Raw genomic sequence first — 12,354 nt, forward strand, 5'->3', positions numbered from 1 at the left:
CGTATGAATGAATTGATAAAATACCTGTTTTTTATTATTCTCATCTTCCAGGTGATCAATGTATCATCTGCCGCTGCGGCGGAAGTGGCAATTATCGTAATTGAAGATGTTCGCCACCTGTCAAATGAAACGTATGTGATCGGGCAAAATGAAACTGTTGGAAATTATACCGGTTCGGAACTGGTTCCGGGGCAGTATATAAAAATAGGTGAAGTGCCGGCAACGTTCCATGAATCTTCCCTGACCAGCGGGAATTTCAGCCCTGAATGCAGCGGCTGTCACAACCTCGGTGGATTAGCCGCAAAGCAGATAGATGTTAATGCTTTAAGAAAGAGCGTCCATGCGAACCTCAATAACAGGACAGAAAGCAAAGGAGTAACCGATCCGGTCAACAAGGCGTGCTGGGCATGTCACGGCAACGGCACCATGCCTGTGACCCATCCTGAAGAATACCTGGCGCCAAGATCATGCGCATCATGTCATTCATTTACTACTTCTTATAATGCCACGGGTGTAAATGGCCACACAAAAGCCGGGGAAAAATTGGTTTTGAAAATAAACTGCGAGATATGCCACGGCAACAGTCTCGTAAAATCCGGATTTAATATTTCGAAAGCCAATGTTTCGCATTACGCTGCAAATATAACATATAACTCCACAGATTGTCTTTCCTGCCACGGGAATCCTGCCAATGCCACTAAATGGGGGAACGCGTCCCGGGTATATTCCCACGCTAAAAACGGTTCATGTATTGATTGCCACGGAACAGGGCAGGTTAAAACGCTGCACGATATAAATCTTACAATTCCCGCTGAGAGAACATGTATAAAATGTCATACGAGAGAGGACGCTGCTGAAAAATACGGGGTCAGGGATATTATCCGCACACATTATCCGGGAGCGCCGCAAGGGCGGGCAAATACGACAGCGCAGAATGCCAGCTTCTCATGCGAGCTGTGTCATAATACGGCCAACACTACGCTCCATAACCGCTCCCTGACTAAAAATCTCCTGGAGCTGAATAATATTCCACAGGATGACAACTTATCACAGATATTTTGCTCTGAGTGCCACAGTACGGAAGGAAGCTTTCCATATAAGCCTGCAGTCCAGATCCCGCGCATCATTCATGGTAACCAGAGAGAGCACGTCGCGCTGGGGATGAAACTAAATTGTGAAACATGCCATGAATCAGGGAAAGTGAACAGGTTCCATAAACCCACACTTTCCTGGGAAAGACCTGTTGGAAGGGTTGCGGATAGCAGGAATGCACAATGTACGGACTGCCACAATATCCATATAAAGCAGAACCTGCAAAACACCACATGTTCTACATGCCATTCAGGTTATGATGCTTCCCACTTCAGTACACTCACAGTGGAAAATATTAACAAGACTTTTACCTGTGGAGCATGCCATAACGAGATTAAAAACCAGTTCCATAATCTTTCTAACCGGGAAAAAGACTTTATGAAAGATGAGAAAAAACCGGATGTCCAACAGGTTATATCCTGCGATTCCTGCCATAATAGCACTGGAAAAGAGAGATTCCATTACAGTGAATTCCCGACAGGAAGCGTCCAGTCCCCGGGGTGGACAGACTGGAGCCGGGGAGAAAGAGCGCAATGCGCTGATTGCCATGTCAGATATGGCGGAGATACCCCGTTTAATGCCACAAATCTCACCAACCCGCAACACAGGGCTGCAAGTAACTGCAATTTGTGCCATGGCGGGGACACTCCCATCGGTCTCCATGTGCTTTCGAGTTCAAACACAACACCGTATATAAAAGATATTATCCTTGTTCCCTCAAGGATCATTTCCGGTAAAAAGATTTCAATGAATATTCTTGCCATATCGGGATGGGATGCCAATATCACAGGCGCAGAGTATTTTATCGATACTGTGAAGGATGGAGGGAAAGGCAGGAACCTGACACTTGGAAAAGAACTGGCAGGTAAACAGGCCATAGAAGCATACTCAGATGTGGATACAGGCGGATTAAAAGAAGGGACACATATAATCTATGTGCATGCCCGTGATTCAAAGGACAGGTGGGGAGATGTAAGACCTGTACCTTTCGTGATAAACAAAACATTGAGCATCTGGCATATTTTTGAGCACCAGGAGCTTGTTTTCGGGATAATCGGTATTTTGGCAATAATGTATATTATTAAAAAAACCAGGTAATTTATGGATGCTGGAAATATCTTCTTGTTGATAGGACTCTTTGCGGCAACTGTTTCATTATTTTTTTGTGCGAGAAAAAGTCAATATTATATAATCCCGCTTAGCTTTTCATTTGTTTCCATTTCAATGGCGCTTGTATTGCTAATTTATTATTTTATTTACGTAGATTATACCATAAAATATGTATCGATCTACAATATTGGGGAGTCCCTCCCATTCAGGGTTGCTGCCTTGTGGGCAGGAAAAGAGGGATTTTATCTTCTGCTCGTATGGGCAGTAATGTTTTGCATTTTGCTTTTTAATAACGGGGACAGTGAAAACCCCGGATTCAGGAGAAAGACATTGTGTATAGCTCTTGTTATTGAGATTGTGTTATTAATAATCCTTCTTCCCGGCTCGCCATTTGAAAAAATATCCCCGCTGTTCGATGGGACTACATCAACAGGCTATAACCTCAATCCGAAATTCCAGAATCCCTGGTTTCTCTTACATCCTCCGCTGGCTGTGCTGGCATATGCGGCAGGAGTGATCCTGTTTGCAAGCGCCATAACATTCCTTTATTCAGGGGAAAAAGAATGGGCAAAAACGGCAAGATCGTGGGGAAGAGCTTCATGGCTCTTGTTATCACTTTCGATGGCATCCGGCGGATTATGGGCTTACGGGACTGTTGGATGGGAAGGCTTCTGGAGATGGGATCCTGCCCAATCCGGCGCTCTTGTTGCCTGGCTTATCCTGACAGCTGCACTTCATGCTATTGCCAGGCATCGTCGGAATCCCGCGGAATATGATATGACTGCTCCCCTGTTATCAGCCTTTGTTTTTATACTATACATATTTATAATTGTATTGACGGGAAAAGGCATAAAAGGCTCTGAACATATTTTTCTTGGGAACCGGATGTGGATCATTTTTCTTGGCGCAATGCTGTTGGCAGCCGGATCGATACTCTTCCTGGTATTGAGGAAGGGTTCGTCCCAGCTTGCTGGCAATAAGGGATTGAATCTGCATTCGATTCGAACTTCATTTAATGCAACTATTTTATTATTGTGCTTGCTTGCTTTTGTCCCATTCTGGGGTATAATGTATTCGATCATTTTTGGGAGTTTTTCCAGTGAATTTATTCCTTTTCCAGAGGATGCGTATAATTTCTGGAGTTTTCCCCTTGTGTTTATGTTAACTCTCCTGACCGGATATTGCCTGCTGCAAGGTAACATAAAACCAGGAAAACTTGTTATTATTGTGGCATTAATTGCCATTACAGGTGCGGCAGCGTCTTATTTGCCCGGGACACCCGCGCTTATTTCCGCTTCTTCTGATTTTTTTAAATCAGCATCATTTGTTCAATTAGCGGGTTCTGTATATGCAGTTTCCTACATAGCGATGTCTCTCCTTGTTCTAACTTTGATGATTTTCAAGCTAATTTATGGAAAAAACCAATTTTCCTCCAACAATGCAGGCATAATGTTGATCCATACCGGATTCATACTTGTAATTCTCGGGTCGGTTGCATCCACATCGTTCAACAGGTCGGTGGATTTGAATTACACATCCCTGGAACTGGATCTGCCAAAGAGTACGGATGCAATATGGAGCATTGCCGTAACGAATGTGAGCGCAACTTCCATAGCCTGGAATTCAAGTGAGCAGGCTGTGAATGTAAATATATACAAAAATGGGGATCTTCATGGATCAGGAATAGTCAGGTTATTAAGGAGCGAAGAGTCTGATTATTTTCATGACCTCATGATCCACAGGACGTTTTTTACTGATATCCTGATACATTTTAATTCAAATGCATTTAACCCGGTTTTATTAAAACTGAATATAGAATTGATGCCGTTTGTGAATGTACTCTGGTCAGGAGTGCTGTTTATGATTTCAGGGATAATTATTCTGATAACGAAGCAGTTATTAACTAAAAAAGAGATATTATTTTATAAAGTTAAGGGAGGATAATATGAATATATCTATAAAAACAGTTGTTGTCGTGCTTGCTATCTTCATGCTATCCCTGCCGGTTTATGGACAGGCCGGTGGTGGTATGATGGGTGGAAAAGGCATGATTGGCAGCGATATGATGCGTGGAATAGCAAAAGACATGATGAACCGGGGCAACGAAATGCGAAGTCAGCAAGGAATGACCGGAATGGGATTCATGCATAGCGAGGGGAACAACTACGGGAACTATGTGACTTTTTCTGTGGATAATAGTACGGGAGCCGTGATGAATTACGGTATATCAGGTATCACGATTTTTGATTCTATAAAAGTCACCAACATTGATTTCAAAGATTCAACAACAGCGGACGCCCTGACAAGAATTACAAGCAAAGACGGTTCTGTGGTGATGCAAATTCATGATAATCCTGCCTCGGTGATCAATATTATGACAAAAACAGATACAACTGTCACTTTTGATATTGCAGAAGGCGTGAAAGCTTCAAAAGAAGATGATATAGTGAAGATAGATGCTGGTAATTTGACCGCATTTATTGCCTCGACGAATTCTACAAGTATAAGTATTGACGGAGGAGTGGTCAGGATCGGACAGGGCAAAGGAAATATCATTTTCAGGGCTTCACCTGTGAATATGCCTGTGGATGGGATACATCAAAAGTTCATGGGAGAAATGATGAGTAACAGGGTGGGAGCAGAGGTTTCTGTGGGTATGTCCAATAAATATTCCATTGTTAACTATTCCGGGAATATGAACGTAATGGTAAGATCCATGGAGAAAAATCGTATGAGAATGACAATTAATTCCACTGACTCTTCGGGGAAATTTGTTATGATGAACATAGATAACAGTTCTTTAGTGTGGAATGAAAACCAGAGAGTGCGCTTATACCTTGACAACGAACCAATGAGGCAGGTTATGACAGAGCAGGAGCTGTATGATGCAAAAGAATCTTCATTCTGGCTGACCATGCCAGGTGGAAACCGTATGCAAGCGATGATGTATATTGCAAATTTCTCTGAACGCACGGTGGATATCGTGATTGAAAATGAAGTAACCCCAACACCTGCATCTACAAGGATGCAAGAAGCAAAAACACCTGCACCAACAACACCGGGGTTTGAAGTTATATCTGGGTTGCTAAGTGCTGGTATTGCATATCAGTTAAGACGAAAATTGTAAAAAGGGGAGAAAAATATAATGAGCAGTAAGAAAAATCCTGTTTGCCGGGTTGAAAGGGCAGGACATTTTGATAATAGAATTCGGAGGTGGCTGCAAAATCCCCGTAAAATACTGGAACCCTATATTGATGAAGGGATGGTGGCCCTGGATATGGGTTGCGGGCCGGGCTTTTTTTCTATTGATATGGCTCAATTGGCTGGCAAATCCGGCCGGGTTATTGCTGCTGATCTGCAGGAAGGAATGCTTCAAAAGGTAAAAGACAAGATCCAGGGAACAGAGCTTGAAAAACGTATCACGCTGCATAAGTCCGAAGAGAGCAGAATAGGAATATCAGAAAAAATCGACTTTGTTTTAGCTTTCTACGTAGTTCATGAATTACCGGATCAGAAAAAATTTTTTGAAGAAATAAAATCCATACTAAAACCGAATGGAAAAGTTCTCATAGTTGAACCGCCTCTTCATGTCTCAAAAACAGCGTTCGAAGAAGCTATCAGAAAAGCCCGGGAGGCCGGATTCACATCCGTTAAAGGGCCTAAAGTGTTTCTTGGCAAAACAGTGATTCTGGAAATTATGAGCGAAACATTTAAGTAAATAGTGATTCAGATATAAATATGCCATCATATGAGGGAGGTGAGTTTTATGGCGATAGCACGTACTACAGTAGTTAAAAGGGGTAAAGAAATGGAGAAGTGCATAGATGATTGTCTGGATTGTCACAGTATATGCCTGGAAACGAGCATGTCTTACTGCCTGGAGAAGGGCGGCAAGCATGCAGAACCAGGGCATATGAGATTGATGCTTGACTGCAGCGAAATCTGCCAGGTAAGCGCAAATTTTATGCTGCGCAATTCGAATTTCAGCACTCGTACCTGTAATCTGTGCGCAGAAATATGCATAAAGTGCGCTGGAAGCTGCGAACAGTTCAAAGGCGATGAGATAATGGCAGCCTGTGCCAGGGTTTGCCGCCGATGCGCCGATTCCTGTGAGAAGATGTCTGAAATGTCTATGGCCCAGATGTCTTCTATGGCTAAGACATCTGCAGCCGGGATGTCTGCGGCTGAAACGTCTATGTAAGTGCAGGATTTGTATGAGTACAGAAGGTAATGAAGTATATGGCCTCAAAACCATTACTTCTATGCATTAGCTCACTATAACTTCCAGGTAAAAATTTTTAAACCCCACTTCTGCCCAATGTGCCCATTATATACAATCGACAGGTTATTCTGCAAGTTTTAAATCTCCTCTGCTGTGCAGTATTAAGCGCAGGAAGAATGACATTTGCAGGTTCCTCTGGCGATCTTCTTTACTATTTTGATCTTCACGTTTTCACCTCAATGGACAAATTATTTTAATTCATTAATAGGTTGTTGGTTTAAGTTTATAAAATTTTACCGGGATTTTCTTGTTGTTACAAAAACGCATCCGACATCTTACAGGTAGGTCAGAATACCGTTAGCATGACATAACAGCGGGTCAGGGGCTAAAATCCCTCCATATTGCCTTGCCCTGAAGCGGCACCCTCCCCTGCAATCATGGATTACCTCGCAATCATGGCAATCAAGCTTATCAAGCGTCCACAGGTATTCCCTGCATATTTTTGCCCATGCTGCCCTTAGGTCATCAATATTCCCCGCAGGTTCATCCTCAAAAAAACCGCATTTACTGACCATGCCATCAGGCGATACGGCACACAGGTGAGAGCCGCACGTATAATCTCCCGTACTCTCATGCGCGCCAGCGCCAAAGCCATAATTTAAAAGCGGTGCCGCTCCTTTCAGATCAAGCATGAAATCCTGGTTATCTTTAAGATTACCTGCCTTGCAGGGCACATCAACGCTCCATGAAATGATATTCATGCCGGAAAAAAGCTTTTGCATTTCATCGAATTCTTCCGCGTTATATTTGTGCGCCATTGTAGCGATAGAAACAGGAATACCGGAACTCTGGAGATTGGTGATCCCGCGCATGGCTTTTTCATAAGAGCCCACCCCCCGCAAAATATCATGAGAACAGATACCATCGATACTGACCTGTACTTCATCTATATATTCTGAGAGTTTCTTTGCCTCTTTCTTGCCGATCAATGTCCCGTTCGTTAGAATTACTTTCCTGAGTTCATAGGAAGGCAGGACTTCCATAAGCTCCCGGAATCCGGAATGCATAAGCGGCTCCCCTCCTGAGATCATAAGCTTCAGGCCGCCCATGCTTTCAAACTGTGAGACCGTCTTCTCAAACCGGCTAACTTCAATGTCGATATTTCCTGATTTCCCAAGATAGCAGTGTTTGCAGGCAAGATTGCATTTGTTCGTTATGTTCAGTAAAAGATAGCGCAATGAAGGAATTGGTGATCGGTCAACTTTTATAATTCTTTGATGTACAGAATCCTGCATCAGGATTATTCCTTCATTTAGAATGAATTCAATAGTATCTTTGTGGCTGGCCGCACCTGGAAATGATACTGGAAAAGGATTCTTGCCATCGCATTTTTCCAGGAATTCAAATGCCTCATCATCCAGTTCATATAACTGGTCATCATTAATACTATAGACAAAATGCGCCTCAAGATTTCGCAGCGTATGGCCCGGCGCAAGTACCGGATATAACTCATTTGAAGGCATCTTTTATTTCTTCCTGCGTGATCATGCCTTTCCGGAGCATGCTTTTTAAGATCTTGAATGCTGCACATTCGAGTTCGATATCATCTTCCTTGAAGAACTCGCAGTGGCTGCAGATAAGCGCTACATAGGGGTTTTTCTCATTTATCCCCACGCTGCTGCCCTGTACCTGGTCAGGCATCTTCATAGAGCTTTTCACACCCAGGTATTTATCTGGAGCTTTTTCAAATTCTTTTTTGCAGTTGAGTGAACAAAAGTAGTATGTCTGGCCATTATATTCGTTTTTTAAATCAGTCTTTCTATCCACATGCATCCAGCAAACCGGGTCAATTGGCATAATTAACAATCCAGCTCCAGCACCACGGCCCCCACATAATCACAGCTATTGCACTGGTACTGATAGCCTGTTTTCAGGCCCATATAATATGTGACCCCGGCAGAGCCGCAGACAGGACACACAAGTATCCTTCTCCCTTTTGGCTTTTTAAGATCATCAAGCATCTCCTTTTCAATAACATCCAGTTCGTCCTCTATCATATTTGCGCCTCCTGGTAATCCAATAAACATATCAAACATAATGGTATAAATTCCCTTAACATTGAAATCCTTTATTCACTGGTCATATCTTATAGCATCCACAGGTCTCATCTTGGCTGCATGCTTGGCAGGTATTATTCCCGATAGTATGCCTATCACCACCGAGAAACCGATTGCAAAGAATATGGTCCCTGCAGTAATCGTAGCTCTCATATCTCCTCCGAAACCAAGTGCCTGGATTCCCAGATAAGGGATGAGCAGGGAAATAGCAGCACCAAATATTACCCCGATTATCCCACCCACGAGTCCGAATATTCCTGACTCGATAAGGAAAAGTTTCATGATCTCACGTTCACTTGTTCCAATCGCCTTCAATAACCCTATCTGCCTGGTTCGTTCCATGACCGACATGAACATGGTATTGGCTATACCTATTGCTCCCACAAGGAGCGAGACAGCAGCGATCGCACTTAAAAACAGTGATAAAGTCTGGGTCACGCCGCTCATCTGTTCACGGATAAGGGCTGAAGCTATTACTGTAAAATCCTTTGTCCGCGGGTTTACCTGCCTTGAACTCATAAGCTTTTGCTCGATATCAGCTTTCACATATTCTACAAGAGAGGCATCCGTTGCCTTAATGACCATAGAGGTAAATTGATTATTTGCTACTTTTTCAGTGATAACTTCTCTTGCCATCTCAGCCGGCATATATATCCCGGTATCACTGCCACTTCCTAACCCACCTGACTGCTTCAGGATACCCACAACCCTGAAATTTTTTCCACCAATGGTAATCGGGCGGTTAAGCGTTATTGGCTGAAGGAAAGCCCCATAAGCAAGATTATATCCCACGACGATCGAATTAGAATCTCCGGACTGGAGATACCTCCCGTCATCTAATCCCGTATTATCCATCAGTCTCCAGACAGAAGTATCGACGCCAGTCACTGATACAACTGTTTTTTCATTATCATATTTAAGATCGGCTTTACCTGAAACAAGCCCGTTGACATACTTTACGCCAGGTACCTGTTTGATCACCCTGTAATCTTTATCTGTGAGGTTGATCGAAGAACTCGTACTTACAGACCTGTCTGTATGCATCTCGCTATGTACACCAGTCGCCCTGAAATATCCTGGGATCACGGTTATTATATCAGCGCCAAAGCCGCCGAGCCTTTGCTGCACATTTTCCTGCATTCCCTGTCCTATGGATATAATGGCTACGACCGAGGCAACACCTATGATCACGCCCACTATGGTAAGCCAGCTTCTCATCCTGCTTTTCCTCACATGGGAAAGAGAGAGAAGGAATATATCCGGAAGCCTCATTTTCTTCTCTGCCTCTGGAATTTTATCCTCTGGTACATCCCGGTGATGCTCTTTCGCTGCCAGAAGCCAATGATGCCAAGAAGCGCAATCCCGATATAGGGAGCAAAGCTAAGCGCAACTGTGGAATAATTCGTTCCTCCGCCATGCATAGCCGCATGCTGGTCATTATTTGAATTCGATGTCGCACCCGCCATACCGCCGGAAAGTTTTACGGGCAGTTTCTTATCTATTGATCTTCGAACACCTGCGGCATCAGTATACTGTATCCTGATGTTCATATTGTATCCGCTTTTCTGGGCAACCTGGAAATTTGCAGATGTATAGTCTCCGGAATTCAAATTGCCTATCACCTGTGTATTGCTCCCCGAAACAGTGAAACCGCTTTGAGGGGGTATTTCCACGCTGACTGCTTTAGCCGGATTGACTCCTACATTGGATACGCTGAGGAGAAAACTGCTTCCAGACTCCTGGTAGCTCAATTCAAAGTCAGTAATCCCTGCAACACCCAATCCGATAAAATCGCTTGCAGAATAATTGATCCCTGAGATCTTAATAGGTATATTATATACACCTGTCTGGGCCTGAGAATCAACTATCATATCGAATTTCATCTCGGTCTCTTCCCCGGGGCCAAGGCTTCCGAGGAAAAATCGCGTACCGGAACCTGTTATTGAAAATACGGAAGCAGTATGCTCACTGTCAGTGTTTAAATCCACATACAGATTTCTTGCAATGCCCGTTCCCTCGTTCTTGAATTTTAATATAACATTATTTGTAGAGCCCGGTGCGATAGTAGAGATAGAGGTGTTTGCGAGTGTTACAATCGGCGTGCCTTTAATGACAAGTATCCTGTCTTTTAACGCTGCTGTGGTGGTGATGCCGCTTTCTTTCTCTTTTGTAGTGACATAAACGATAAACTCGTATTCTCCTTCCAGTGTATTTTGATCTATATGGACTTTAAAACTGGCTGTTCGCATATCATTCCAGTCATCAATATTGCCGAGTGACACCTCACTATCAAGTACATGTATAGTTTTTTCCGTAGCATTATTTGCCGGGACCAGTTTCACAACAGTGTCTACCAGCGATGTACCATAGCCAATGTTATTGATCGGGATCCAGACAAAGACCGTGTCTCCCGGATATACTGGTTCATGTTCTGTTACAAGATAATAATTCGATGCAGCCGCTCCCTGCAAAAATAGCAGCGAGATCAGCAAAACGATAAAATATTTTCTTATATGATTCATATATTTTTTACTCCGGTTAATTATGATGCAAGTTTTCCGTCTATCATTCTCACAGTTTTATTCGCCCTTCCCGCAATTTTTTCATCATGAGTGATCATGGCGATCGTGACGCCTTTTGCATTCAGGTCTGTGAAAATATCCAGTACCTCTTTTCCTGCTTCCGTATCGAGATTACCGGTTGGCTCATCAGCTAAAATCAATAAGGGATTTGTAGAGAGAGCTCTTGCAATCGCTACTCTCTGGCTCTGGCCTCCCGACAGCTGGGAAGGATAATGATTTGCACGGCCGGAAAGGCCAACAAGTTGCAGCAATTCCTCTGACCTGTCCCAGATATCTTCTTCAGCGAACTCATGTATTCTCATGGGTAACTGGACATTTTCAAGAGCTGTTAACGTTGGATATAGATTGTGGGACTGGAAGACAAAACCTATTTTCTTGCCTCTTATACGGGAGAGTTCCAATTCCGTAAGGGCGGCAATATCCTGTCCTTCAAGGAACACCCTGCCTTTTGTGGGTATATCAAGACAGCCGATCATGTTCAATGCTGTTGATTTACCACTTCCGCTTGGCCCCATGAGAGCCAGGAATTCACCAGGTTTTATCTTTAAGCTCAGGCCTTTAAGTGCAGGAACTTCCACTTCACCCATTCTGTATATCTTCCATACATCATCAAGTTCAATAATGTCCAAAGATGCCTCCTGATATATTGTGCTCAACTTTCGATTACTTTACACACAATGTAAACAAATTACTTTACAAGTAGTGTAAAGTAAATAGTTTGCGGTTTAAAAAATTAAAGTCCGGTTATTTATTTCATTACATTTTTAAAGCACAAATGTGATTAATGTAAAGAGAAGAATCATCTGTTATGGAAACAATCGGTGCATAGCAATGTCCTTAATAGAACTGATACTGGTGGTGTTTTTGATCAACCTGCCTTTTGGCTACTGGAGGTTCAATACCGCCAGGTTCTCCAGGCGCTGGATGATGGCTGTGCATATTCCTGTACCCTTCGTGTTTTTGTTAAGAATATTCTCCGGGTTTGGCTGGCAGGTTATACCGCTGCTTATGTTATCTTTTGCTGCCGGGCAGTTCACAGGCGGGAAACTCAGGAAATTCGATGCTCACTAACTGAAGTTGATTCTATATGACAAATCTTAAAAAAATGAAATAAATCAGTAAAAAATCTTTGACTTGACTTTCAAAGAAACGTAAAATCAGCCTAATTTTTTTGACAAACCTTAGTGCAAAGAACTCCTTGCTAATTCAAATATGTATGGCCTAACTTTTT

General features: G+C 43.0%; 12 protein-coding genes. 6 read left to right on the forward strand and 6 right to left on the reverse strand.

The window, feature by feature from the left end:
- The first annotated feature begins 3 nt into the window (after nt 1–3).
- Genes FIB07_13295 through FIB07_13315 form a run of 5 tightly spaced genes read left to right on the forward strand, consistent with a single transcriptional unit; the run spans nt 4 to nt 6,403 of the window.
- Nucleotides 4–2,190 (forward strand): hypothetical protein, encoded by a 2,187-nt coding sequence (locus FIB07_13295; GenBank protein ID NJD53830.1) that lies wholly within the window; start codon nt 4–6, stop codon nt 2,188–2,190.
- A 3-nt stretch (nt 2,191–2,193) separates the two neighbouring features.
- Complete coding sequence (locus FIB07_13300) at nt 2,194–4,146, forward strand: hypothetical protein (GenBank protein NJD53831.1); 1,953 nt, start codon at nt 2,194–2,196, stop codon at nt 4,144–4,146.
- A gap of 1 nt (nt 4,147) precedes the next feature.
- Nucleotides 4,148–5,329, forward strand: a complete 1,182-nt coding sequence (locus tag FIB07_13305; protein NJD53832.1) for a hypothetical protein — start codon at nt 4,148–4,150, stop codon at nt 5,327–5,329.
- Between the two features lie 18 nt (nt 5,330–5,347).
- On the forward strand, nt 5,348–5,920 hold the full coding sequence (locus FIB07_13310; GenBank protein NJD53833.1) for a class I SAM-dependent methyltransferase: 573 nt from the start codon (nt 5,348–5,350) through the stop codon (nt 5,918–5,920).
- Between the two features lie 48 nt (nt 5,921–5,968).
- Complete coding sequence (locus tag FIB07_13315; GenBank protein ID NJD53834.1) at nt 5,969–6,403, forward strand: four-helix bundle copper-binding protein; 435 nt, start codon at nt 5,969–5,971, stop codon at nt 6,401–6,403.
- A 356-nt stretch (nt 6,404–6,759) separates the two neighbouring features.
- Here FIB07_13315 and FIB07_13320 read toward each other — a convergent pair whose 3' ends face one another.
- The 6 genes from FIB07_13320 to FIB07_13345 all read right to left on the reverse strand — a co-directional run bounded on the left by FIB07_13320 (nt 6,760) and on the right by FIB07_13345 (nt 11,710).
- Nucleotides 6,760–7,947: a radical SAM protein gene (locus tag FIB07_13320; GenBank protein ID NJD53835.1), complete on the reverse strand. Its 1,188-nt coding sequence runs from the start codon at nt 7,945–7,947 to the stop codon at nt 6,760–6,762.
- Nucleotides 7,934–8,281 (reverse strand): YHS domain-containing protein, encoded by a 348-nt coding sequence (locus FIB07_13325; GenBank protein NJD53836.1) that lies wholly within the window; start codon nt 8,279–8,281, stop codon nt 7,934–7,936. Before FIB07_13325 ends, FIB07_13320 begins: the two co-directional genes overlap by 14 nt.
- Nucleotides 8,282–8,283: 2 nt before the next feature.
- Entirely contained in the window at nt 8,284–8,481 is a 198-nt protein-coding gene (locus tag FIB07_13330) for a hypothetical protein (GenBank protein NJD53837.1), read from the reverse strand.
- A gap of 75 nt (nt 8,482–8,556) precedes the next feature.
- Nucleotides 8,557–9,813 carry an ABC transporter permease gene (locus tag FIB07_13335; GenBank protein NJD53838.1) on the reverse strand — a complete coding sequence of 419 codons (1,257 nt, stop codon included), beginning with the start codon at nt 9,811–9,813 and terminating at the stop codon, nt 8,557–8,559.
- Entirely contained in the window at nt 9,810–11,063 is a 1,254-nt protein-coding gene (locus FIB07_13340) for a hypothetical protein (protein NJD53839.1), read from the reverse strand. Before FIB07_13340 ends, FIB07_13335 begins: the two co-directional genes overlap by 4 nt.
- Before the next feature lie 20 nt (nt 11,064–11,083).
- Nucleotides 11,084–11,710: an ABC transporter ATP-binding protein gene (locus FIB07_13345; GenBank protein NJD53840.1), complete on the reverse strand. Its 627-nt coding sequence runs from the start codon at nt 11,708–11,710 to the stop codon at nt 11,084–11,086.
- A 244-nt stretch (nt 11,711–11,954) separates the two neighbouring features.
- On the opposite strand from FIB07_13345, the gene FIB07_13350 reads away from it, so the two are divergent.
- Nucleotides 11,955–12,194 (forward strand): hypothetical protein, encoded by a 240-nt coding sequence (locus FIB07_13350; protein ID NJD53841.1) that lies wholly within the window; start codon nt 11,955–11,957, stop codon nt 12,192–12,194.
- Nucleotides 12,195–12,354 lie beyond the last annotated feature (160 nt).

Source organism: Candidatus Methanoperedens sp. (genome assembly GCA_012026795.1).
In the GTDB taxonomy this organism is placed as follows: Archaea; Halobacteriota; Methanosarcinia; order Methanosarcinales; family Methanoperedenaceae; genus Methanoperedens.